The sequence below is a fragment of the Edaphobacter sp. 12200R-103 genome, assembly GCF_010093025.1.
Lineage (GTDB): Bacteria > Acidobacteriota > Terriglobia > Terriglobales > Acidobacteriaceae > Edaphobacter.
The window spans coordinates 3921146-3945477 of the sequence record NZ_CP048114.1 but is presented as its reverse complement, the minus strand read 5'-3'; the positions used below and the strand labels follow the sequence as shown (position 1 = coordinate 3945477).

At 54.2% G+C, this 24332-nt stretch carries 18 protein-coding genes and 1 pseudogene; 6 read left to right on the top strand and 13 right to left on the bottom strand.

All coding sequences use genetic code 11. The annotated features are described in order from the left end of the window. Window positions 1-59 precede the first annotated feature (59 nt). Both GWR55_RS16405 and GWR55_RS16400 read left to right on the top strand, forming a co-directional pair. Window positions 60-713, top strand: a complete 654-nt coding sequence (locus tag GWR55_RS16405) for a response regulator transcription factor (RefSeq protein ID WP_238398472.1) — start codon at window positions 60-62, stop codon at window positions 711-713. Window positions 714-826: 113 nt separating this feature from the next. Next, entirely contained in the window at window positions 827-2158 is a 1332-nt protein-coding gene (locus tag GWR55_RS16400) for an ATP-binding protein (protein WP_238398471.1), read from the top strand. 336 nt (window positions 2159-2494) lie between these two features. Here GWR55_RS16400 and GWR55_RS16395 read toward each other — a convergent pair whose 3' ends face one another. Next, on the bottom strand, window positions 2495-3568 hold the full coding sequence (locus GWR55_RS16395) for a lipase family protein (protein ID WP_162403226.1): 1074 nt from the start codon (window positions 3566-3568) through the stop codon (window positions 2495-2497). Window positions 3569-4254: 686 nt separating this feature from the next. Next, window positions 4255-5484: a phosphoserine phosphatase SerB gene (gene serB / locus GWR55_RS19495; protein WP_162403225.1), complete on the bottom strand. Its 1230-nt coding sequence runs from the start codon at window positions 5482-5484 to the stop codon at window positions 4255-4257. A gap of 348 nt (window positions 5485-5832) precedes the next feature. Here serB and GWR55_RS16385 point away from each other — a divergent pair, with 348 nt between their 5' ends. Genes GWR55_RS16385 through GWR55_RS16375 form a run of 3 tightly spaced genes read left to right on the top strand, consistent with a single transcriptional unit; the run spans window position 5833 to window position 7839 of the window. Then, the gene (locus GWR55_RS16385; protein ID WP_162403224.1) at window positions 5833-6780 is read left to right on the top strand and encodes an ABC transporter substrate-binding protein; all 948 of its coding nucleotides are present in this window, start codon (window positions 5833-5835) and stop codon (window positions 6778-6780) included. Continuing rightward, window positions 6717-7439: an ATP-binding protein gene (locus GWR55_RS16380; RefSeq protein ID WP_370521159.1), complete on the top strand. Its 723-nt coding sequence runs from the start codon at window positions 6717-6719 to the stop codon at window positions 7437-7439. Before GWR55_RS16385 ends, GWR55_RS16380 begins: the two co-directional genes overlap by 64 nt. Window positions 7440-7482: 43 nt before the next feature. Next, window positions 7483-7839: a hypothetical protein gene (locus GWR55_RS16375; protein ID WP_162403222.1), complete on the top strand. Its 357-nt coding sequence runs from the start codon at window positions 7483-7485 to the stop codon at window positions 7837-7839. On the opposite strand, the gene GWR55_RS16370 is transcribed toward GWR55_RS16375, so the two are convergent. From GWR55_RS16370 to GWR55_RS19620, 5 genes and pseudogenes are all read right to left on the bottom strand, one after another. Further along, window positions 7826-8110: an antibiotic biosynthesis monooxygenase gene (locus tag GWR55_RS16370; RefSeq protein ID WP_162403221.1), complete on the bottom strand. Its 285-nt coding sequence runs from the start codon at window positions 8108-8110 to the stop codon at window positions 7826-7828. The genes GWR55_RS16375 and GWR55_RS16370 overlap by 14 nt on opposite strands. 7 nt (window positions 8111-8117) lie before the next feature. Next, on the bottom strand, window positions 8118-8864 hold the full coding sequence (locus GWR55_RS16365) for an amidohydrolase family protein (RefSeq protein ID WP_162403220.1): 747 nt from the start codon (window positions 8862-8864) through the stop codon (window positions 8118-8120). 26 nt (window positions 8865-8890) lie between these two features. Next, window positions 8891-9823, bottom strand: coding sequence for a cupin domain-containing protein (locus GWR55_RS16360; protein ID WP_238398470.1), 933 nt, complete (start codon window positions 9821-9823; stop codon window positions 8891-8893). 104 nt (window positions 9824-9927) lie between these two features. Beyond that, a complete protein-coding gene (locus GWR55_RS16355) occupies window positions 9928-11646 on the bottom strand; it encodes a PQQ-binding-like beta-propeller repeat protein (RefSeq protein WP_238398469.1) in 1719 nt (572 codons plus the stop codon). A 45-nt stretch (window positions 11647-11691) separates the two neighbouring features. After that, window positions 11692-11880 (bottom strand): annotated as a pseudogene (locus tag GWR55_RS19620) (cytochrome c); the annotation flags it as partial. Between the two features lie 501 nt (window positions 11881-12381). Between GWR55_RS19620 and GWR55_RS16350 the strand changes: the two are divergent. After that, the gene (locus GWR55_RS16350) at window positions 12382-13482 is read left to right on the top strand and encodes a hypothetical protein (protein WP_162403217.1); all 1101 of its coding nucleotides are present in this window, start codon (window positions 12382-12384) and stop codon (window positions 13480-13482) included. A gap of 20 nt (window positions 13483-13502) precedes the next feature. On the opposite strand, the gene GWR55_RS16345 is transcribed toward GWR55_RS16350, so the two are convergent. The 6 genes from GWR55_RS16345 to GWR55_RS16320 form a co-directional block, all read right to left on the bottom strand. Next, on the bottom strand, window positions 13503-14135 hold the full coding sequence (locus GWR55_RS16345) for a response regulator transcription factor (protein WP_162403216.1): 633 nt from the start codon (window positions 14133-14135) through the stop codon (window positions 13503-13505). Window positions 14136-14142: 7 nt separating this feature from the next. Next, window positions 14143-16218 carry a histidine kinase gene (locus GWR55_RS16340; protein ID WP_162403215.1) on the bottom strand — a complete coding sequence of 692 codons (2076 nt, stop codon included), beginning with the start codon at window positions 16216-16218 and terminating at the stop codon, window positions 14143-14145. A gap of 23 nt (window positions 16219-16241) precedes the next feature. Continuing rightward, a complete protein-coding gene (locus GWR55_RS16335) occupies window positions 16242-17222 on the bottom strand; it encodes a substrate-binding domain-containing protein (RefSeq protein ID WP_162403214.1) in 981 nt (326 codons plus the stop codon). A 64-nt stretch (window positions 17223-17286) separates the two neighbouring features. After that, window positions 17287-18327 (bottom strand): hypothetical protein, encoded by a 1041-nt coding sequence (locus GWR55_RS16330; RefSeq protein ID WP_162403213.1) that lies wholly within the window; start codon window positions 18325-18327, stop codon window positions 17287-17289. A 180-nt stretch (window positions 18328-18507) separates the two neighbouring features. Next, entirely contained in the window at window positions 18508-22272 is a 3765-nt protein-coding gene (locus GWR55_RS16325) for a carboxypeptidase-like regulatory domain-containing protein (protein WP_162403212.1), read from the bottom strand. Between the two features lie 63 nt (window positions 22273-22335). Next, window positions 22336-24288 (bottom strand): PQQ-binding-like beta-propeller repeat protein, encoded by a 1953-nt coding sequence (locus GWR55_RS16320; RefSeq protein WP_162403211.1) that lies wholly within the window; start codon window positions 24286-24288, stop codon window positions 22336-22338. Between the last annotated feature and the right edge of the window lie 44 nt (window positions 24289-24332).

The window sequence follows — 24332 nt, the reverse complement described above, 5'->3', positions numbered from 1 at the left end:
AGACATACGGAATGACGCCAACGGTGTCCAGAATCCTCATTATCGAAGACGACCAAAAGATGTCAGATGCCCTCGCGTCAGGGCTGCAGTCGGCGGGTTATCACGTCCTGACTGCAACATCCGCGGAAGAAGGCTTCTTCCTCGTTCATAATCAGTCTCCCGATCTTTTACTTCTGGATCTGACTCTACCTCACCGGAATGGTTTGGACATCCTCCGTCAGCTTCGGGCTGAGGGCGCCGATTTACGTATCTTAATCCTTACTTCACACAATACGGTTGAAGACCGAGTCATCGGCCTGACCAGTGGAGCTGATGACTATCTCGGTAAGCCTTTTTCGTTTCCTGAATTGCTCGCACGCATCGATGCTTTGCTGCGCCGTTATCTTCCGGTCAAAAACGATCCTCAGCTTCGCATCGGTGATCTTGCGCTGGACCGGCGATCCCGCACTGTCACGCGTAGCGGTGAATCGATCGATCTGACAGCGCGCGAGTTCGACCTTCTGCTTTATCTTGCGGAGAACACCGGGCGCACCGTATCTCGAGAGATGCTTGCCCAGGATATCTGGAGAGAGACCTCTCGCTTTACGCCGATTGACAACGTCATCGATGTACAGATAGCTCGGCTCAGGCGCAAGATCGACGACCCATTTACGATCAAGCTCTTGCAGACCGTCCGCGGACTCGGCTTTCGCCTTCGAGAGCCACAAGCATGAGCCGGTACTCGCCAACGAATCTTCGCAGCCGGTTGACAATCTGGTACGTCGGAGTACTTGCTGCGCTTCTGGTTATTTATGCCGTTATCGTCTTTGGCTTTCAGTATGTCGTTTTGACGAAACAGATCGTTCACGATGAGGTTCAGGACGTTGTAACTGTCGAAGGCCTCTTGTTTTTCGATACAGCAGGCAAACTCCAACTGCGTCAAGACTACTTCTCCCGTCCGCAATCACATCTCCTCGTAGACAGGTTGATGGAGGTAATCGATCGATCTTCGGGGGATGTCTTATACAGGACGCCAACTCTGAAAGGCATGAACCTGGGAGGCGCCTTGAGGCCGGGCGAAGGTGAAGCGCATCCCAACGAGCGAGTTATCCGCCTGCAAGATGGGACACTCGTTCTCCTGATCAGCCATATCCATGGGATGAACGGGCGCCAGCTCGTAATCCGGCTGGGATACAGCATGGCTCCCTTACAGGCCAGAATGTTTCAGTTTCTTCTCGTTTTGTTAATCGCCATCCCGATCGCTCTGCTGATCGCCGGAGCCGCGGGACAGGCGATCGCCAGGCGTGCTCTCAGCCCGGTTGAAGAAATGGCGAAACGAGCGGAAGGTATCACCGCAAAGAATCTACACGATCGACTGAACACCTCGAATCCCGACGACGAACTTGGTCAGCTGGCATCTGCGTTCAATCATCTGCTGGATCGACTCGAACAGTCGTTTGATCAATTGAAACGCTTTACCGCTGATGCTGCCCACGAACTGCGCACGCCCATAGCTGCCATGCGCATCATCGGCGAAGTGGCATTGGAAGAGAACGAAGGGAACGTTTCCTACAAAGAAGTCCTGAGCAGCATCCTCGAAGAGACGGCCCGTTTGAACGAGACGATCGACGCCCTTCTGCTGCTTGCACGCGCGGAGGCAACACAGGGGGGACGAGAGACTCAGAGCTGGTCGTTGCAGTCCGTGGTGAACGAGGTTCTAGGGTTGCTCGAAGTACTCAGCGATGAGAAAGGGATCAGGGTCGTTCAAGAGGGCTCATACGTAAGCAACGCCAACATTCGTGCAGACCGGGGCTTGCTAAGGACGGCAATTATGAATGTCTTGCACAATGCCATCAAATTCTCCCCGCGTAACGGAGTTATTCGGATTGCCTACGACGGCCTGGCACCTACCAGGAACGCGGTTCAGCTCTATGTCCAAGATGAAGGACCTGGTATAGCTGAGGACGAGTACGAACAGGTATTTGAGCGCTTTTTCACCAGCAACTCGCACGAAACTGCGACGTTTAGCGGCACAGGACTTGGTCTTTCAGTCGCGAAGCTCGTTATCGAGCGACTTGGTGGTTCGATCTATTTCGACCATCTCGCTGTAGGTGCTCGATGCCGGATAGAACTACCGCTGTCGAGAGATGACGCCAGAACTAATGAGCAGTTCGACTGACGGTCGAACAAGCAGGACAGCTGTCTTTCATAGCCGCTCGGTTCCAACGCTCAGGTCTACCGTCGGAGCATGGCGAAGGGCTCCGCGAACTCCGCCGGCGCCCGCACAAGCAGCGCGGAATAAGAGCGAAAACCAACTGTCAGCAAAGTAGACAGATGAACTGGGCCATTCGCTATTTTGATGGCATCTTCCGAGACTTAATCAGAGCTTCCTTAGGGAAGCTCTGATTAAGTCCGTTTCTGTTAAGGGAACCGCTTCAGTCTTGGCATAAGTAGCTTGACGATAATTGCGGCTTTTGCTGCTGAGGGAATGTTCAGAGACATAATCAGACCTTTCCTAATAACCGGCGCCGAAGCGGGAACTGCGCGCAACCGGGACAACCGTGCCCGGCGGCACGGCCACGGGACCGGGCCGGGCCTTGTCCAGAACCGGACGCGGCAGGTAGCTGCCCTTGTAGGGCGATGAGACGGCCTCGACCATGCTCAGCTCCGGCGTCACAATCGTCTGGATCAGCGGCGCGCCCAACAGCCCCAGGTAGATGTTGCACTGGTGCTGGTAGGCCACCTCGGCGATGAAGGTGGTGCTGCTGGAGGAAGCAGAGCCGGTCAGCTCCGTACCCGCTCCGTTGGGCTGCGTGTAGACGGAGTTGTAGTACACCTCACTCGCGGCCAGCGCAATTTCCAGCCCGTCGATTGTGTCCTTCGCCCAACTGGGCGTCGGAATACCGATGCCGCTGTAGATCCACTCCAGCTCCAGCAGAGTCTCCCAGGCGTGCGGAATCGCGTCGAGAGAGTTCCAGTAACGATAGCTGTTAGGGAATCTCGCGTTGAAGCCGGTAGCAAACGCACTGTTGCCCGCACTGGGCGCGGCATAGGTGTAGACCTGCGTGTTGGGATCGGGCGTGCTGCCCGAGGGACCGCGTTGATAAGAGATCCACGAGCCGAGCACCGTAGCCAGATTGCCGCCGAGGCTATGCCCGGTAACGGTGACGGTCGCGGTCGAAGGAATGGTCTTCGTGAGATAGTCGCCGAGCGTCTGCCCGTTCCACGTAGCGGTGGTCAGGTTGCTGGCCTGCACATAGGAGCCGTAGGAGAGCATCGCCTGCGGCTGCGCGGGGAGATAAGGCCACGCCGTCTGGGTCGCAACAGAGAGGTTGTAGAACCAGTTGTACAGCGTGTCCAGGCTGACGCTGGTCTCGCTGCCGCGAATGGCAAGCGCATAGTTGCCCGTCGATGCGCTCTTTGCCACGTAGCAGAGATTGCCGTAGGCATCGTCGTACGGCCCCCAGACGACAGACCAGTCGCCCGCGGTCGCATAACTTGTGTTCTGTAGCTGGCCATTGATGTCGCTGGAATAGGCGATTGCGGAGAGGGTCATCATTACGGCCGAATCCGGCCAGGAGGTGCTCATCGGTTGCTCCTTTTGGTTGAAAAGCGAAAGGTTGAGCAACAGCAGAGCCGGATGAGCAAAACAAAGGAAGCCAGCAGAACAGGAGACGCACAGGATTCAGAGACGGATAAATTGTCGTTTGAACACCACTATAGCCGAACAGCGAGTGCAATTAGACGAACAGCGGGCGCAATTCTCCTGCAAGGGGTATAGGAAGGTTTTCGAGGTGCATAGGGGGCTTTGGAGCTTTGGCAACACATATTCTTCATTCTTTCCGGCCGACGTACATTTAGACGAGCACCGAAGCCCCTAAAATGGCTTACTTGATCCGACGTCATACTAACCCGGCACCGCGATAAGCGCTGAGTGTTCGACAGCATCCACTGATTACAGGCGGTTTAGAGCAACTGGCAAGTAGCCCGGAAAAGGCCGGCATCGGCGATTCATCTCAACAACTTAGCGAGCGCGATCCGGAAGCAGTAAGGTTTCCAACGAAGCGATAAGGGAGCAATCCTTTTCCCATACCTTCCTCGTCCCTTGCAGCCTCCGAGTCGCGGTTAAATAACGCGTGGACAGCCCTGCGCTGCGCGGCACGCTTCTTCGGCATATCCGCCATGCGTATAGACCCCATCGTTGTGGCGATCCTGAAGTGCCGCCATGAGTTCCTGCATTACCTTCATGAGCAAAAACATCCGGGTAAATCGTTTTCAAATCAATGGTTCGTGGGGATGAAGGTCGCGATCGCGAACGCCAATCAAATAGAGCAGCCCGTCGAGGCCCAATGATGAGATGGACTGGGGAGCATTCTGGCGCACCAATGGTTTCGCGCGATAGGCGATACCCATTCCGGCGAGTTTCAGCATGGGGATGTCGTTCGCGCCATCTCCTACCGCCACGACCTGCTCCAGCGAAATGTCTTCGCTGTGCGCAATTTCGGCCAAAAGGGAGGCTTTGCGATCGCCATTCACGATGGGAGGTATCACGCGACCAGTCACGATTCCGTCGATAATTTCGAGTTCATTCGCGTGCACATAATCGATCCCGAGCGTCTGCTGGAGATGGCGGGCAAAAAATGTAAAGCCTCCGGAAAGGATGGCAGTTTTGTATCCAAGGAGACGAAGGGTACGAATCAGCCGTTCGGCGCCTTCTGCAAGCGGAATCGCATGCAGTAATGTGTGAACATGCTTCGCTTCGAGACCTTTGAGCAACGCGACGCGCTGGCGGAAGCTTTCATCGAAGTTCAACTCCCCGCGCATCGCCGCTTCGGTAACCTGTGAAACCTGGTCGCCAACACCAGCCAGCTTTGCCAGTTCATCGATGACTTCGCCCTGAATCAGGGTGGAATCCATATCGAATGCGAACAAGCGTCGATTGCGGCGGAAGATGCTCTCACGCTGAAATGCGATGTCGATGGAGAGCTGCTGTGCAGCGGCAAGGAACTCGGCGCGAAGGGAGGGTTCACGCTCGCCATCGCCGCTGACTGCCAGTTCAATGCAGGCCTTTCCGGAAGGATCGTCGGACGAAAGCTGGCCGGAGAGACGGTCAATGCGGTCCACATTCATTTCATGTGACGCAACGATCGAGGTCACGCGCGCGAGATGTTCGGCGCGAATCGAGCGGCCGAGAACAGTGATGATGAAGTGCTGCTTGTGCAGTCCGCGCAGCCAGTGATGGAGTGAGTCATCGGGAACGGAGACGAACCGTACCTGAAGGTTGAGTTCGTGGGCGCGCGCCGTCAAGTCAGTCTTCGCGGAAGCGAAGCTGCCTGTAGTCGGCATTTGGATCAGAACGCCGAGCGAGACACTTTCATGGACGACCGCCTGACCAATATCCAGGACGAGGAGCTGATGGCGAGTGAGCGTGCCGGTAAGTTCTGCTATGAGTCCGGGTTGGTTGTGCCCGGAAAAATGGATGAGGACAGCCTTGTCTGACGTCATGCTGTATCTAGTTTAGGTTAGAGTTCTCGGTGAGGCAGGTCTAGGCTGTATCGACATATTCTCCTTTGACTTTTTGTTCTAAAGGGTCGTCATATCCGACCGCAGCGGAATCAGCTTTTCTACCGGAAGCCAGAATCCCTGGAGTGGCCACGGTCCGATGCACTCATCGAGGTAAGAATACTCCCATTAAGCCGATTTCCCGAGTACTTCATCCCACCCGAGGAGCGCATTGCGCCCAATGCTCCTTCGTTCGATCTTCGCCAGGGTACAAGAGATCCCTAAATCGCGAACTTTTGCCCGGCCGCATTGTTTCCGGTTAGCCTTGATGGGGGCGCGAAGGAGGCAAAGATGCGCATAGTTTCTCTTCTGGCGAGCGCTACAGAGATTGTCTGTGCTCTGGATTGCGGTGACATGCTCGTTGGGCGGTCGCATGAGTGCGACAACCCCGCGTGGGTCCGGCGACTTCCGTCCTGCAGCGATCCGGCGTTCGATATATCTGTCTCGAGCGGCGAGATTGACGCTGAAGTCCGACGCCGTCTGCGTGCAGGTGATCCGCTCTACCATATCCACGCGGATCTGATTCGTGCGCTGCAGCCAGATCTCGTCATCACGCAGATGCACTGCGATGTCTGTGCCGTGACCGCCGCCAACGTAGAGCGAACTGGCGCCTGTGCTCTGGAGACACGACAGATAGCCTTGTCAACTTCTTCCGTTGAAGACATCTTCAACAGCATCCGGCTGGTCGCTCAGGCTCTCGGCGTCGAGGAGCGCGGCGAAGAGCTGGTTGGACGTGAACAGAGACGGCTTCAGGTTGTGGCCGAGAAGACAGCACGTTTTTCCCGGAAGTCCGTTGGCATGATTGAGTGGACCGATCCCGTGTTTATGATGGCGAACTGGGCTCCAGAGCTGATAGAGATCGCGAATGGCGAACCCGTGCTAGGCCGCAAGGGCGAGTACTCGACAGCCATCGACGGCAACAAACTGCTGGAAATCGATCCGGAGTATCTCATCATTGCTCCTTGTGGATTCAACCTGGAGCGCAGCCTCTCTGAGCAAAGTCGCCTGGAACAATATCCGTGGTGGGCTCAGCTTCAGGCGGTCCGTAGCGGCAAGGTCGTATTCGCGGACGGCAACCTGTTCTTCAACCGTAGCGGCATGACCATCACACAGAGCGCAGAGATTGTGGCTGAGGTTCTGCACGGCGTACGGTTCCATGAGACCCAGGGTATTCATTGGCGCCCAATGCGAACAGCCATCGAGGAGTCCGCACGTCAACTGATGGGGACCTCGTTTTGAAGAAGGTCTTACTATCCTGGAGCAGCGGGAAAGATAGCGCATGGGCTCTGCATCTTTTGAGGCAACAACCGGACATTCACGTGGCCGCTCTGTTCACAACGTTCAATTCTGCAGCCAACCGCGTGGCCATGCATGCCGTTCGGAGAGCTTTGGTGCACGAGCAGGCCGAAGCTGTCGGGCTGCCGCTCTGGAGCGTCGAGTTACCCTGGCCCTGCACCAATGTGGAGTATGAGGAACGCCTGAGCGCGGTGCTCGCTCGAGCTCGTGAAGAGCGTTTCGACGCGATTGCGTTTGGAGATTTGTTCCTCGAAGACATTCGCGCCTATCGCGTCAAGCAGCTTGAAGAGAGTGGCCTCGAACCCCTCTTCCCTGTCTGGGGTATACCTACCGGGCAGCTCAGCCGGGAGATGATCGCCGCTGGCGTGAAAGCCAAAATCGCCTGTGTCGATCAATCGAAGCTCGGGTGTTCGTTTGCAGGACACGATTGGGACGCTGGCCTGCTCTCTGCGCTACCGCCTGGTATCGACCCTTGCGGAGAAAACGGTGAGTTCCATACGTTTGTGGTTGAATCGCCTGTCTTTGCGCGTGCATTCGCGGTGCGAACGGGTGAGTTGGTGGAACGCGACGGCTTTGCCTTCGTTGACCTGCTGCCGGACTGAAAAGATCCTCTCCAGCAAGACCGCGGACCGCATATCCGCCACAATGCCCGCATTTCTAAAGGAAGCGGGCTTTTCGGAAGCTACCTCAACCCAGAATAGTGCTATCGACGCCGCGAGTTTATTTACGCGCAATCTTTATCGTGAATATCTTCATCGCAATGCATCCGAGAACGAACAGGCGAATGTGGCGAAATGCGCTTCTGTTGCGGTAAACCACGGCGCGCTTCTTTTTGTCATCTTTCTACCCATGAGCTACGGGGTCAACCTACAGCTTCTCGGCGGCGTGCTGCTTCTGCAGACGTTTCCAGCCATTGTGTTTGGCTCCGAAGGACAATCAGAAGCCAAACAACGACGTTGTGGGCATTGCGACCAGCACGCCGCAAAAATCAGTCCACCGTGATAAATCTTCTAAGCGATGCGGTGACGAAATGTTCTTCCATCCTGGGCCAAACCTCCTGATGGAGATTTGAGTTGACCCATTGAATGCGCAGTTCGTCCGTCTCAAAAGCTATGCTTAAGAGGTAAGCATCACTCTCCGTGGAGCGGAGAAGCTCCACAGAGCGAAACCCCTGCTGCTTTACGATCGCCGGTCTGAAGGTCTCACGATAGATACCCTTCATTACTTCATCCTTGCCTGGCTTTAACTTGATCTCGACATGCAATACGAACATTCTGACCTCACCATTGCAAATTGAAAACTTCTATCGCCGTTTCGCCCATTACCTTGCTGTAGACTTCGGGCTGTAGATCCAGAGCGCGATACTTCGCAAACTCCACGGGAACATTACTTGGAAGATCGGCGCCCATCATGACACGGTCTGGGCCGATGGTGTCGATCATCCACCGTATGTCCTCACCCAGACACCAGGAGGTCTCAAGGTATAGATTGCCGCAGATGGAAGCTGCAACCTGCGCTTCCGCAGACACGATGCCTCCTCCGGCGTGAGCGAGCACAATCTTCAGATCCGGAAACTTGTTCGCGGCCGGGATGCACAGGGAGGGCAAAGAGAATGGAATACCCGCGCCCGTGTGCACCATGGCTGGAATGCCAAAGAGGTGGGCTGTTTCGAAGGCCAATTGACCGTCTTCGGTCAGCGGGTTAACCCCATGACCAATCGTGTGCAGCTTGAGAGCAACGAAGTTCAACTCCTTAATACAGCGCTCAATCTCGCGTTGATATTTGTCGCGCCCGATATGGGGACTCACGCTTGCCAGTCCAAAGAAGCGACCTGGGTACTTCGCACAAAGCTCCGCAATCTCATTGTGCCGTTCGTAGTAATCCTTTGCCCCTGGATACGGCTGAACGATGGTCGCGTCAACTCCACTCTCATCCATACGACGGATCATCTCTTCTTCCGTCGCGTAAAGGCCAAATACACAACACTCGCCAAGATGCGCATGTGTGTCGATGATCTTCTTCTTCATATATCTCCTTTTGTCTTGCTGCACTGTCATCGTGGAGTCGGCGCCACGCCAGTATTCCCGAGTGGTGAGGTCATGTAGGCTTCCTTTGCCTTCAGGTCTCTGGCAATGCCAATCACCATGAACTCAAGGGGAGCGCTCTTCTCGTTCTTGAAAGACTTCGTTTCGTTCAATGCAACGGGGATGGCATCTCCGGCATGAATCTCTACGGTTTCCCCGGCTACAGTTGCCAGGCCATCGCCATTCATCACGTAGTAAACCTCTGACATATCAGGTTCCGTATTGGGGCCGACGGAGGTTCCAGTGGGCAGCATCAGATGATCCACGTAAGACCAAGGGGAGTAAAACACGCTTGGATTCAGGGCCCGACGATATAGTACCGAACCATTCCCTCCATTAAAATTCGCCACCTGCTTCAACAACGCGCGGTCAAGATGCATTGAAATGAAGGTTGGCACGGAGTCGACAGGCGCTCCTACGCGAGAGTCATTCAAATTGAATGCGTCATAGAAGTGAGGATACAGACCGACATTGATATTCATCCATTGCACTGGCTTGTCAGTATGGTTGTAGATCGCATGAGAATGGCCGATGCGCGCAGGAGCGCCGCCAGGTCCTTTCAGGATCGACGTTCGGCCATCGATCGTATACTGAGCTTCGCCGTCGAAGATCACGAACATCTCTTCGCACTGATTATGAAAGTGTGCGCCGATGCCACCTCCAGGCGGAATAACTCCCCGATGGAGGAAGAACAGGTTTGTCCCCAGGTTGAACTTCGCAGTCCGGCCTGACTGGTCGAAGAGCGCCATGTAATCCATCGGCCCTCCGCCATGATGAACATCGGCGTGCTTAGTGTATTTGGCTGGATCCGTGTGTGCGATTCGTTCCTGCAGGGGAATGTGCTGGGCGAATGCAGGCAGGCAGACTGCCAAAGCAACCCCTAACAAAGACCAGCGGATCAAACTTTTCTCATTCCAGCACATCAGTCACCTCTCTTTGGTTTCATTTATCTGTGGGATCTACTATGCAAGAACATTCAGGGAGCGGGCTTTCCGTCTCCTGGGCGCTAGTGAGCCTCCTCGTTCGCCGTCTCAGGCAATGCAAATGCGAGCACGCTGTTACCCGCTGTCACCGCCACATACTGAACATGATCGAAGACATAGGTCATCGGCGAAGAGCGGGGCATCACATTCGTTTGAAAAGACCAGAGCCGTTTCCCCGTCCTGGCATCAGCGGCGGAGAACGAATAGTCGTCGTCGCCCCAGAACGCCAACTGGCCAGCCGTGGTCAACACGCCTCCCCAACTGTCGGCCGCTCCTACCTGGGGGATCTCCCACACAATCTTTCCGGTTCGGATATCAAAGGCACGTAGTTGCCGGCTTCCAGGATTAGCGGGATCCGATCCGAAGGAACCTCCCATCAGGCTACGTCCAGGCTCGAACTTCTGATCTCGCCGCGTATAGATGCCGCACTTGTCTTCCGTCTGGACATAGTAAAGCTTTGTAAGCGGATTCCATGAGGTGGAGTACCAATTTGTAGCTCCACTCAGCCATGGGCAGATAAGGTTCCCTTCATAGGTAGGTTCCTTGCCCGGAACCGGGATCGGATGCCCATCCGAATCCAGCCCGGAAGCCCAGTCAAGCTTTTTGGTGATGGCGGAACCAGTAAGAAATTTTCCATTTTCCCGGTCGAGCACGTAAAGAAATCCATTGCGATTCGCATGGACAAGCAGCTTTCTCGGTTTTCCATCCCACTCCATATCGACCATTGCCGGAGGCGCCATCGCATCGAAATCATGCACGTCATGCGGCGTGAACTGGAAATACCACTTCAAAGCACCCGTTGCAGGTTCAAGTGCCACAACCGAATCGGTATAGAGGTTGTCACCGAGACGATCATCGCCTACAAGATCCGGTCCCGGATTTCCCACCGGCCAATAAATCGTATTCAACTCAGGATCGTATTCTCCGGTCATCCATGTAGCTCCACCCGGATGCTCGTGAGCACTTCCCTTCCAGGTTTCCGCTCCGGACTCTCCTCGCGCAGGCACCGCCCAGAATCGCCAGATCTCTTTGCCACTCGCCTGGTCGTAGGCAGCTACGAATCCTCTAGCGCCGCTATCGCCACCGGAGATACCGGAGACGACCATGTTTCCCACGATCAGAGGCGCCGCGGTTCCACCATAGTTTTCCCGAATATCGCCCATGCCAACATCCCAAAGAAGTGCGCCAGTGAACCGGTTGAGGGCAATCAGGTGCGCATTGTCCATCTGGAGAAAAACTCTGTCTCCACTGACGACGGCGCCTCGATTCACACCTGTTCCCGCCACGCTTGCGACACCCTTCGTCCGAGGGCGCTGATAGCGCCAGATCAACCTCCCTGAACCGGCATCCAATGCATTGCACTCATTTACCGTCGTCACATACATCACGCCTCCTGCGACAACGGGTGTCCCCTGTAGTTCGCGTGGCGCACCCTTGATCTGAAACATCCAACGGAGCTGGAGCTTCTTCACATTAGCTACATCAATCTGCTTTGCAGTGCTGTATCGGCTGCCCGAGGTACCACCGTCATAGTTAGTCCAATCCATCTGCGAGGTTACTTCGCGGAAACGATCCTCGCCCGACTTTCGCAGCAGGCGGAGCCGGTGTGTGTCATCGAGCAATTGCAGGTCTTCGGCAGAGCGGTTGAGAATCGCTCCGTCCAGCCTGACGCCGTCGGCCAGGGTCACCGTCGTCCGCGATATGGGACCTTCTTTGCGCAACGTACGCAGGAATCCGATCAAGTTTGTCCGATCGTCTCCGGCTATATCAGGAAACGCCGGCATGCCTGAAGATGGCACTCCAGCATGGAGCAGTCTGACCAATTCCTCGTCCGTCCTCAGCGGGATTCGATTGGTGATCCCGGGGGCAAACTCTCCTCCATTGCCATTTGTTCCATGACAACTGGCACACCTGGCGATAAAAAGCTCTCTGCCAGAATTCTGAGAAGCACGACCTGAACGCGATTGCAGATCCATAGCTCCCTTTTCTTGACTCATCCCCCCTAGAGAACCCACGAAGAGCAGAATGAGCATCGGAAGAGAGTACCGGCTTGGCAACTGACTTAATGGCCCCCCATGAGTCAGTTGCTGTAACTGCCCCCTCGCTAATTTGTAGTTCGCCATCCCACCCTGGCTCCCGACCGCTTTCCGACAACCTCAACGAATCAGCATCGCTGCACAAGAGGCATGCGGACGATCGCGAGAAAAAACGACATAACCTTATCGCTGCGTTTAACCAACAACATCAATAGTGCACATGCACCACAGTTACATTTCGGTCTCGCGATAACATTGCCACTTGTTTCCCATCCTCCACACACGTATGCGAACTTCGGTATCGGATCATTCGCATGCAACGCAAGACGAGCTATCACCTCGACTTATACACTTCACCGAACTTATCTGTCATTTGTTGCGCGATTTATGATATCGCAAGGAATTATAACCCTGAGCCAATGCGGATACTCCTCTATAGGAGTGGCGAGCCACAATATCATGCAGCTATGCTGGGAAAAAGCCTGTTTACTGCGCCCTCGCTCACTGTGCAGCAGAATTGTCCTGGCATTCATCGCAGGGTTATTCACTTCGTCTGCCTGGGCTGAAGCCACGATCGACACGCCTTCGACCTCTCTTTGTTCGAAGATTCCACACCCGGACCATCCAAAGACGTTTCTGACAAATGGCCTCGTGGATGCAGTTGTGTATCTGCCAGATGCAGAGAGTGGCTATTACAGAGCATCTCGATTCGACTGGGCCGGTCAAGTACCCTGCCTGACCTATAAAGGTCATCATTATTTTGGCGAATGGTTCACGAAATATGACCCGCTAATCCACGACGCCATTACGGGTCCGGTTGAAGACTGGCGCACAGGAGCGAATGAATCTGCCATCGGCTACGACGAAGCCAGGCCGGGCGATCCGTTTGTAAAGATTGGCGTAGGCGTGCTTCGTAAGCTTACTGATGATTCCTACAAGTTCTCAACGCATTATCCGCTTATCGATGGCGGCAAACGGACCGTAAAGATCAAGCGTCGTCAAATCGTTTTTACCCAGGAGCTGCATGGACCAAACGGTATTGCCTACCTGTATACGAAGACACTGGAGCTAGATGCGCATAAGCCGGTGATGTATCTTCGACACACGCTCAAAAACCTCGGAACAGCTTCACTTGATACCGAAGTGTTTGCCCATAATTTTTATGTGATTGATGAACATCGTACTGATCCGGATATGGTAGTCCGTTTTCCGTTTGAGCCGAAGCCGGTAGATTCGTTGAATCCGAAGGCCGCTATCGTTGGGAAAGATCTTGTGTATCGCGAGGCGCTAACCACGCAGCCTCGCGAATCCGTAGTTCTCTACATGACGGGCTACTCCAATAAGGTTTCAGACTTCGATATTACGGTGGAGAATAAGGTGACCAATACAGGCGTTGAAATGTCTGCGGATGTGCCAATGTCGAAGCTGCACTTCTGGTCGCCTGCAACGACAATATGTCCGGAGGCATATGTACATCTGACCATAGCGCCAGGGAAGAGTCGCAGCTATGTCTTGACATATCGCTTCTTTGCGGGCGAGTAGCCTTCTGAAGCCGACGAAGGCTATTCGAGAACGATAATTCCTTTTTCGATAGCAATACGTGTTGCTTCCGTGCGATCGGATGCGTCGAGTTTTTCACAGGCTCGTTTCAGCATATTGCGGGCAGTCAGGTGGCTGATCTCAAGCGCTCTTCCTATCTCTTTATTGGTCAGTCCCTTGGCCAACATCTCCAATATCTCCAATTCACGTGGGGTGAGGGCCTTCCGCTGGCTTCGCTCTTCGATAAGGGCGAGATCCTGCCGCGAGAAGAGCCTTTGGCCTTTAGCAACGTCGAAAATCGCTTTAACTAATTCCTCGGAGGAGAGATTCTTACTGAGATATCCAGCTGCCCCATCGGCGTAAGCCTGATAGATCTCTTCTTCCCTTTCGTAGCTGGAAAACATAAGCACCTGGAGCGTCGAGCGAATGGATTTGGCGCACTTCAGAAGCATCAGACCGCTCATTGGACTCATGCGGAGGTCAGTGAGGAGTACATCGACGATCTCGGTTCTGATCTTCTCTAGTGCCTCTTCTCCTGATGCGCAAACGTCAATCAGCAGGATTCCGGGAGCAACGAGCAGGGAGCTGCGAAGACCATCTCTAACGATGGGGTGGTCGTCCACGACAAGAACCTTCACCTCAGTTGCGATATTCATGGTTCACCTACAGTTGGCTTCCAAATAAATCACGTACGCTATCAAAAAATTGAAATGAATAGGAGATCTGCTTTTCCAGCACGATCGTTATACCGGGTTCATTCCGCAGGATCGCAAAATCCGCTCCGATCATTTCGGCGCGCTTCTTCATACCGAACAGACCGTGGCCACTTTCATGCTCGCTCGGAGTAAATCCGTTTCCGTTGTCCTTAATATGCAAACTCAGCATCTTGCCCTCATGTTGAAGCACTATCTCAACCCTTGAGGCTTTTGCATGATGCACCGCATTCGTGAGCGCTTCCTGTCCAATCCGGAAGAAACAATCAGCAACAGATACCGGCAGATGGCGGCTGACACCATTTACATTGCATTCGACAGAGATCGAACTGCCCGCTGTCAGCTTGTGTGCCGTCTTGTTGAGCGCGCAGGCAAGATCTGTAACAGCCGCGATCTGATTCCGAAGTGTCGTGACACTTCTCCGGAGCTCCTCATGACTTTGGCGAACCATTACTCTGGCTCGTTCTACTTTTACCCGAGCGGGAGCTTCATGCATGATAGATGCCGCGGAATCCAACTGGAAGCCGATGCCTGCAAGACTTTGGGAGACAGTATCATGCAAATCGTGTGCCAGCAGCTCGCGTTCCGCCATCAGGCGGATAAGATATTGCTGACGGAAACGATGGTACAAAAAAGCCATCATCGTTATGAGCGTGAGTAGTATGAAGACCGCGGCGGCGATTCTACTCAATGTCCACCATGGGGCCTCTCGGCTCACCTGCAATGCACCCTGCATCGGAGACAGGAGGATGGCGAATGCTCTGTTACCTGCATAGGTACGGTCGGAACGAACGACCCCAGTCAATTGGAGCTCGCTACCGGGGCGAAGGCTGATCGGCTGGCCGAAAGGAGATGGACTTGCGATGGCGCGAAAGGTCTCGCCGCCGCCGGTAAGCTCCAGGAGTTTCGATCCGCCTGGACCTTTGTCTTCTCCCAGCAACTCCCCATTGACCTGGACCAGGCGGCCATTCCATGACCCTGTCGCGATTTGATCCGGCGAAACCAGCTGAGGCGATGCAGGCTCTTGCGACCAAAGAATCTGGACAGTGCCGTTACGGATCTGCAGTTCATCATCCTCCCGCCCAACCTCTCCAGCAATCACCACTTCATCGCCGATAGCGAGTGCCGGCTGGTCATGCGAAGCTACGACGATGCTTCCGGTCGGGTCTTCAACATAGGTAAGCGGTTTGATGAGACGGACAACGCCGTGAACTGCCGCATGTTGCAGGCTTGTGGGCGAAGATGAAAGCTGAAGCTGTGCTATAGGCGTGGTTCTCACGTCCACTTCTCTGCTCATCGCCTCTCTCTCAATCGGTGTCCGTTCGTCCACTTGCGGATCATAGTAGTGAAGATTACCGGCCGCTGCGCTGGCCAGAGGTTTACCGGACATCAGCTGCCGAAGATCAGACATACTGGCTGGAGTTACACGCAAATTGCGCCAGGCCGCCGGCGTCTGATATGACTTCAGACCATACTGGCCGCGCCGGTTACAGGATTGGAGAGATACTCCTACCCGGAGAGGAGGTCCGTCGGGAAGATCGAGACGAGCTGCGATATCACAACCGACAGCTATCGCGGTCAAGTGATAGAAATGATTAAGCTCAGCTCCTCCCGGTATGGCAACCCTTTGATATTCATCCCAACCGTAGTCAGCCCTGCCTACAGTCATAGCATTGTCGAGGGTCCGTATCCCGACACTAAAGCCGGAATAGGAATCCACTCCTTCATCCGGATCCTGTACCCGAAAGATAAGGCCGGCTCCTCCATAATTCCCGATCATTGCCAGATCGGCTTCGATCTTATAGTCGCCTGCCCACGACGACCCGGTAATGAGCTTGGCTCCACGCTCATACGAGTTATCCCGCATGACGCCATGAGCAAGTTCCCAGGCGCCGCCATATGCCTTCCATGATGTAGTGGAAGTCCATGGGCTTCCATGCTCGAAGCCTTCCAGATGAGGGCCAAAGAATATCGTTCGCACCGGTGATGTAGACAATAGAAGAAGCACGGCAAGTGCACCGATCATTACCAATACCTGGCGTCTTCGAGTCAGCGTTCTCCCAGCCACCATCCGCCTCCATGGAGCTGTTGCTCGATATCCGCGATTCCCAATGTATCGGCGGTAAGCAGTATCGGAGGAAGTGTATACGAACCATTCCACCCTTTGCCTTCAAGACGGTCGCAAGCCAATTGCCCCACCAGGCGCCCCATGTCATTCGCCCGAATACCCACGACTCCATCGATTTCACGATCAACAATCGGAAGAAGCAGATCCTGGTCGAAGCCAATAATATGGACACCGGACTTGATTCGTCTTGCCTTCATTGCATACAAAGCACCTCTGGTCGATGCCGCGGTGAGAGCTACTAAAGCATCAATGCGAGGTTCTTCGTCTAACAGATTTTCCGCTATCTGTTGCTCCTGATAGAGATTCGCGGTCCCATTGCGCCTCTGAACAACCTTGAGTCTGCCGGAGATATTTGCGAGCTCCTGCTCGAGCCAGAACTCACGCTCAAGATTGCTGGACTGGCGAAAATCCAGGCCCATAATCGCGATCTGTCCCTTGTTATGCAGGACTTCGGCGACCTTCCGCGCGGCGATCCTGCCGGCGAGGCGGTTATCCGTCATCACATAGGTAACGTTCGGATTTCGAATGCCCAGGTCACCACCAATGACTATCACCGGCGTTCCCTGAGCTGAGACCCGCTCTACAGGATCTCGAAACGCTTCCATCTGGATGGGTGCGACAGCGATAGCACCGTAATGATTTTTAGAAGCTCGTTCAAACAGGGACAACTGTGTCCGTAGATCATCGTCACGGGTAGGGCCGTTATAGCGCACACTAACGCCGCACTCCCGGCCTCGCAGAACTGCGCCAGTGTGCACACCATCCCATATAACAACTCCAGTTGTTGGTGTAAGAACCGCAATCTGTTTCGAACGCTTGGTGCAGCCCGTCAACGGGAACAACGCCACCGCTGCAATAAGACAGGCTCCTATCTGCGAATTAATAACAGCCGCGCGTCGCATACCAATCAGTGTGCACCAGCATACGCTTCGTATGAGGCCACTAGTCTTTTCCAGGACCGACGGCTTACTTCGATGCCGGGAGCGTGTAGTAGTCGTAGTTAAGCTTCCAGTCAAACTCTTTACCCGGTGCGATGCTCATGGAGTTGTACGGCTCAATTGCCAGGACAGTGCGAATCGACCATAGCGCCAGATTTGTGAGTGGATGGTCTCCTCTAACGTGGAATCCGGCCCGAACCTTCCTGTTTTCTACACGGATGTCATAGTCGGAGGCCTTGTCATTAAATCCCCCAAAACGCCCGGCCATTCGGTCCGTCTTTTCAAGCGTTTTTACCCAGGTAATCTGGTTCCCGCGAACTTCTCCAAAAGCCGGATTCAATGGGCGGACCGGCTTCAACTGGAAGGGAAAGGTTATTGTGAAGTCCGGGCCCGGCGCCTGTTTGTCGAGTACCACAAAGTTGTGGTTGTACACTGTGCTGATGATCTCTTTGTTCCCCGTGTTCTGAAGACTATGTTCGATTACCATCTCCGGCTTTCCCGGAATCAACCGGATTATTTTTCGATATACGTATCCATAGCCGTCTGCGGGATCGTTGAGGACATGGGTAAATTCAATGGAGTCGCGGTTATTCTTTACCGACCATTTACCGCCATCCACGATGTCATAGGGCTTTGAATGATCGTAGCGATCATCATTGGCTGGCTTGCGCAACACACCGACACCGATCTTCACAAAAGTGCCACCGGGCTTCGCCTCGCTCCAGCCAAGCGCGGTTCCATCCGTATTGAATTCCTCGGCTGGGCCCACCATGGCGGTGAATGGAGCCGAGATGACCTCCGGAGTCTCCGTAGTGAAATCCCACACCTCGGGATCCGTGCTCACGAACCAGGGACCATAATAATTGTGACCTTTATACTCAAGGCTTCCAATCGCTCCTGACCAATCGAAACGAGTACTCCGATAGAAACCCTTCTCCGCGTCGGGCAGATACACTTTTGCACGAATTTGACCATTACCGATCTCAACGCTGGGATAGTTCTGCGCCAGGCAGGAAGAGGAGATGATCAGTCCGAAAAAGGTAGGGATCAACATTTTATAAATGCGCATGATTTCTCCAATAAAAGGATCGAGCGATTCATCTCAAGATCAGGATATTCATTGCATGACTTCTTTCATCGTCATAGTCATAAAGTCCCAGACTGCGAAGCCTCCTCTTCGGAGGCTCGCAGTTCCAATAATTTTCAGGCCTACAACTCGATTGAAAAACGACTCGAAAGCCAGGGGTGTTTACCAGTAATACTTCAGTGCAAGCTGAATCTGACGGGGATCTTCAGCTCCTAACCTCAAAGAGGTAATCTTGCCAAAGTTCTGGGTATTGCTGAAATCCAGAACTCCCGGAGGCGCCGGCAGACCCGCTCCTCCACCTGAGAATCCCGGGGCGCTGAAGTGCGGCGTGTTCGTCAGATTGAAAAACTCTGCACGAAACTCGATTCTCTGGCTCTCTCTGATGGTTCCGTCTCCGGAGAGAGGAAATTGCTTTAGCAGGGAGAAGTCCAGCTTACGGAAGTCAGGCCCGCGAACCTGAGTCGGTGAACCGCCAAGCGGGGAGAGATCGCTCTGTCCCAGAGTGGTCGCCACAGGCGGATTGGCAAACGCTGCCGGATTAAGCCAGTGGTTGAAGTTCTGGTTTGAAGGATAGAGTGGTTGGCCCGTCAGAACCGCATTGCATCCCAGACCAGTGGTCGTCGTCGTGTTGCAACCGATCGAGAATGGCGGCCCACTCAGGTACGTGCCGATTGCTGTTACTTGCCAGTTCCCAATCAGCTGATTGGTAAAACCATTGACACCTCTTCCGAACGTCTTTCCTTGACCAATCGGAAGATCATAAATCGCGTTTGCAACAAAGGTGTGTGGAGCGTCGGTATCGCACAATGCCCAGTCAGGTCCGAGCAGCCAGATCGAGCGATAGCCACCAATATTGTTCACCAGTCCCTGGCGTCCCTGTGTCCGACATTTCGAGAAGGTGTAGCTAGCCTTGACACCAAGACCGTCAGCAAATTGCTTATCGTAGCTTACCTGCAAGGAGTTGTAGTTACTTTCCGCTCGATTCATAACCTGATTCATTCCATTGAAGCTCTTGAACTCACGAAAATTGACAGTACTCATTCCAGGAGGTGCTATCACTTTGGCTTCATTGTAGTTATAGCTGGAAAATCCAAGATCCTGATTACGGCTCTGGCTTCCTACGTAACCAATTGAAACCGTCTGCGAAGCACTGAGTTGGTGCTGGATGGTGAAGTTGTACTGCATCGTATAGGGAATTTTCCAGGGACTGGGGATGCCTCCAAGGCTGAGATTGGTGGCATTGAACGATGAGGGGTCGTTGACATTGATCGATGCGATGCCCGATTCAAAGGTACCTGTGCTTCCATCACCGTAGATCACTGGTTGCCCAGGGGTAAAGTTATTGATGTTCACGCTGTAAGCGAATGGATACACATTTTGCGTAGCTACAAGATCATTTCCTCCGTTGCGACCCGAAGTTCCGCTTGTGAGATAGAACATCCCGAAGCCGGCACGCGCTACCCAACTCTGAAGGAAGTTATAGGCAAGACCAACCCTGGGAGCGAACATCGTATGAGGGCTTGTTACCAACTTATTACTGGAAGCGCACTGGATCTGAACGTTGTCCGTGGCCGCCTGAGAAAGGAAAGTGGGAGACAGAGGAGTCTTGCACGCATCTTTTCCTATGTAATAGGTCGCACTGGCAGCCTGCCCGGGATTATTCGGTTCCGGGTCAATCACTAGATTTGCACCACGTCCCTGCGGGGCAGGAGCATTGCGCTGGAGATCATACCGGAGCCCCAGGACTGCCGTAAGTTTCGGAGCAAGCCTCCATGTATCCTCGACAAACCCGCCCCACACGCTCCATGTAGCAGTAGGCGTTGGATTAGGAATTCTGGTCGCCGAAATGCCATTGGGACCGCCAACAAAGTTAGCGGCGCAAGGCGCAACGGCCGTGTTGGCGCATGGCTGCATTCCCATTACCGTACTGCTTGTCGGTACTAGCAACATCTGAGCCATGCCCGTGCCGCCTCCGCTCGTATTGGCGACGTCAGTGAAGGTGCTCGAGTAGGTATAGGCTCCGCGTGGCGATGCGGGCTGAAAAAACGTCACTTGCGGCCGCGAGTACTGTATTCCGAACTTGATGCTGTGATTGCCGGCAAGAACAGTGGCAGTCGAACTTAGCTGCAACGTGTTTTGAGTCTCGATACTCGGAAGATATTGCGGAACACCGAACTGCCCCAGACCATCCACGGTGAAGGTTGGCAGGCCGCCCATGTTTGGAGAATTTGGCGTACTGAGCCCGAAGGACGGTGCTATATCAAAGTTGCCTGCATTGAAGGGCAGGCGCATGTGGTTAACACCCGAATAGCCGAACCGCGATTCAAGCACCACTTTCGGTCCGAAGATATGAGTCCAGCTTCCGGCCTCACTATGTAGCTTTACCGACTGATTGCCTCCACCGAACTGTGAGCCATCAATCACTCCGCCGTAAGGGGCTGGTACCAGAGTATTGCTTCCGCCCATGCTGAAGCGACCAAAGAACGAATCCTTCTCACTCAGATACTGATCGATTCGAAGATCTCCCTGGTTATAGCCGTCCTGCGTGACAGGATTAACCGCATAATTTCCTGAGAGCACACCGCTGCGGGTAGCTGCTGGAAATTGCTGTAGCAGATGAAGTGCATTGGCATCCATGCGGCTTGCCGGAATCTGATTACGGCACCCGGGATTTGGTCCCGATGCCAAAGCATTGCAGGTAGGATCGATAGGATCTCTTACCCAGAAGGTGCTGCCCGGGCTTCCTGGGACCGCCATGCCAGTCACCGGATCAACAGAACCACCCCGCAGCAGCCTCGTTGTGGCTGGATCCATGATGGTTCCCAGCGCAAAGGTGCGGCCGAGAGCGTCTTTCCTGGTACCGCCTTGAAACTTGATCAGGTCCGACATGTCGGTGAACTTGCTGGATTGCATAAGCGCAGTTGGGGCCGTCAATACCGAGGTTGTAGCCTGGCGCTGTCTGAAGCCTTCATAGTCCATGAAGAAGAATGTCTTGCGCTGCCCATGATTGAGCGGTGGCACCGGTCCACCAAGTGTCGCGCCAAACTGGTTCCTAATGAGCTTGCCTTTCGGCAGTCCCTGGTAATTAGCGAAAAAGTTGTTCGCATTCAGCGCTGCATTCCGGAAAAACTCAAAGAAATTTCCGTGGAACTTATCGCTTCCAGATTTGATTGACGCATTCAGAATTGCGCCGCCTGCGCGTCCGAATTCAGCGCTGTAGCTGCTGGTCTGTACTTTGAATTCCTGCAGCGCATCTACCGACGGACGGTAGACATATCCAGCTCCGTTAATGAAGTCGACGAGATTGGAGTTGTTGTCCACGCCGTCCAGAAGATAGTTGTTGGAAAAGCTGTTCTGTCCGTTCGCAGAGAAGCTGCCGGAAGATGCCATGCCACGGGAGTCCTGCTGCCCCTGAACCACTCCGGGCTCCAGCTGAGCAAGGAAGGTATAGTTCCTTCCATTCAGAGGAAGGTCATTGATAGTCTGGGCATGCACCACACCACCAAGGGATGCATCCTGTGTCTGTAGCTGCGCAGCATCCGATGCAACATCCACGCTCTGCGTCAGCTCTCCTGGTTGCAAGCGAAAGTCAACGACAGCTCTTTGCTGGATGCTTACGGAGACGTTTTCTCGCTTAGCTTGCTTAAATCCAGGAGCCTCTACGCCAACGCTATACATACCTGCTCGAACCACCGGAAACTGGTAGTTTCCTTCACCGTTCGTCTTGGTTGTGAGGGTGGTTCCCTGAGCCTGGTTCGTGAGCGTTATGCCGGCTTCCGGGATCACAGCTCCTGTCGAGTCGAGCACCGATCCGAGAACAATTCCAGTATCGACCTGTGCCAGAGCGGAAGAGCACGGAAATAACAACGAGAAGATAGCGGAAACAACTATGACCTGGTTACGTATGAGTACAAGTAATTTAGGCATTGTGCGGCCTCTCAAAGAAATCTTTCCACCTTGCATGATTGGCTGGGCTAAGTACGCCAGCCCCTACGGTTCAAAAGCTAATAAGACGTTCCCTGGCATTCCCCCCTGGAAGCCGAGATAACCGGAACCGACGTACACCATTCCATCCACAGCAATGGCGCCTCCAGCGCCAATGGTTCCCCCATGAGCGGGAAACCCATTTACCGTTTCGAACGATTTGTTCGTGTCAAACTCCCACAACGTGCGGCCATCGAATGTCTGCATGGCCTTAATGCGTCCATCCATACCAGCCGCAAAGATGACACCCGGCATAAGGCTCACGGCAGCAGAGACGCCAGGATGGCGATACATCTCAGGAGTCGCATTCCAGGGCGTCCACCACTTTTCCGTGCCCGTAGCCAGATCCACGGCTATCACTCCACCGCTTTGAAGGCCCCAGTACAGGTATTGCCCTTCCACAGCTCCGCCGAAGACCGTATCTCCCAGACCACCTTTGACCCAGCGAGCGACAGGATTCTTCCAGAGCAGCTTGCCCGTCCCGGGATCTAGCGCGTAGATCATTCCCTGCTTCTCGGCAGCGATCAGGACATCATGTCCATCCGGCAGCGTAGCTAACGTTGGCGCCGCCGCGAAGTCCCAGTCAGGACCAAGAGGAGTAGGACAGTTCTCATTCGGATAATTGCTTGCAACACCTTGAGGTCTTGTCGGTCCCCGATGGGTCGACAGCGGGACGGAAGCGCCCGAAGCCTGCAGCGATGCAGGGGCTACCGTCGGCGTCATGGTGCCGGAGATAGGTCCCTCTTTCGGAATAACCTGAGTGCAACCCTCGTGCCAGATATCACCATGCATGCCTTGGAAAGACCACAATAGCTTGCCGGTATCCATGTTGAAGGCTATTACCGCATCCGTAGTTTTCACCGCCGGTTCGGTGAACTGGTTCCCAGTTCCTACAAACACCGAGCGCGTTTTGGGATCGACGACCGGCGAACTCCAGACGCCAGCCCCCGAAGGTCCTTTGACATCCAGCCCAAGAGAATTTTTGCGAAGAAATTTGGCAGGCTGATCGATGGTGTAGCTCTTCCAGATATGGTGACCGTTCTCAGCGTTCAGCGCGACGACCATGCCTCGGAACGTGCAGCAGACGTGATTTGCACTGCCGGATTCAGGCTCTTCCAGTGAAGCCACCGGCACATACAAGCGACCTTCATAGAATTTCAGCGGCATCGTTATGCGTACCAGCGGATCTGGATCGACTGACACTTTCCAAATCTCTGATCCGGTAGAGGCATCGATGGCGTAGATCTTGCCATGTATGTCACCGAAGAAAGCTGCGTACTTGCTCGGCGCTGCCTTGAGAGGAGCAATGACAACACCGCTACGAACTGCGGATTGCGGCTTGAAGGACCAGTGCACGCAGCCTGTCCTGGCATCGAGCGAATAAAGGTATCCGGCGTTGGAACTGGCAAATAAATTCCCGTCTACGACGTTTTCCATGTACATGGCGGTGGCATTGGGAAATCCAAAGGCCCACTTCAGTTTCAGGCGGCTCACCTGACCAGACGACAAGCCAGCGCCCTTTGCGGATTGGAAACGGCTGTTGGCATTGTCAACGCCCCAGCCATTCCAGGAGGGTCCATCCATGCTGTGAATTGGAGGATTAGACGAGCAGAGGTTGGGCATGTTCTTCGCAGCACCAACATCCTTCGAGTCCAGCTTGCGCCCTCCAAGGTACTCCGCGATATCACGCTTCTGCTGGTCCGTAAGACTGGCAGCCATGGACTGCATAGCCCCAGTCGTGATGACCTCGTAAATATGCTCCGGCACCATCTGCTTGAGACTGACAGGGGCTGGCGCACGCTCCACTTGCGGATTGCCATGACAGGTCGCGCAATGGTCATTGAAGAGACGCGTGCCCGTGGACTCCGAACCGCCCTGTGCGGCAGCAAATGAAGTTGCCACCAGGAAAACAGCTACCAGCAACCAATACGCTCCGCCGTTGTATTTACCCAGATCCATGTGCTCTCTTATCTGCTTCGCGATTCTTCGATATGCAATGTATT

Bases quoted from the DNA above. Each gene is read 5' to 3' on its own strand.
- GWR55_RS16405 (WP_238398472.1), top strand. From the start codon at position 60: ATGTCAGATGCCCTCGCGTCAGGGCTGCAGTCGGCGGGTTATCACGTC.
- GWR55_RS16395 (WP_162403226.1), bottom strand. From the start codon at position 3,568: ATGAGCACCTCCTGGCCGGATTCGGCCGTAATGATGACCCTCTCCGCA.
- serB (WP_162403225.1), bottom strand. From the start codon at position 5,484: ATGACGTCAGACAAGGCTGTCCTCATCCATTTTTCCGGGCACAACCAA.
- GWR55_RS16385 (WP_162403224.1), top strand. From the start codon at position 5,833: ATGCGCATAGTTTCTCTTCTGGCGAGCGCTACAGAGATTGTCTGTGCT.
- GWR55_RS16375 (WP_162403222.1), top strand. From the start codon at position 7,483: ATGCCCGCATTTCTAAAGGAAGCGGGCTTTTCGGAAGCTACCTCAACC.
- GWR55_RS16370 (WP_162403221.1), bottom strand. From the start codon at position 8,110: ATGTTCGTATTGCATGTCGAGATCAAGTTAAAGCCAGGCAAGGATGAA.
- GWR55_RS16365 (WP_162403220.1), bottom strand. From the start codon at position 8,864: ATGAAGAAGAAGATCATCGACACACATGCGCATCTTGGCGAGTGTTGT.
- GWR55_RS16345 (WP_162403216.1), bottom strand. From the start codon at position 14,135: ATGAATATCGCAACTGAGGTGAAGGTTCTTGTCGTGGACGACCACCCC.
- GWR55_RS16340 (WP_162403215.1), bottom strand. From the start codon at position 16,218: ATGATCGGTGCACTTGCCGTGCTTCTTCTATTGTCTACATCACCGGTG.
- GWR55_RS16335 (WP_162403214.1), bottom strand. From the start codon at position 17,222: ATGCGACGCGCGGCTGTTATTAATTCGCAGATAGGAGCCTGTCTTATT.
- GWR55_RS16330 (WP_162403213.1), bottom strand. From the start codon at position 18,327: ATGCGCATTTATAAAATGTTGATCCCTACCTTTTTCGGACTGATCATC.
- GWR55_RS16325 (WP_162403212.1), bottom strand. From the start codon at position 22,272: ATGCCTAAATTACTTGTACTCATACGTAACCAGGTCATAGTTGTTTCC.
- GWR55_RS16320 (WP_162403211.1), bottom strand. From the start codon at position 24,288: ATGGATCTGGGTAAATACAACGGCGGAGCGTATTGGTTGCTGGTAGCT.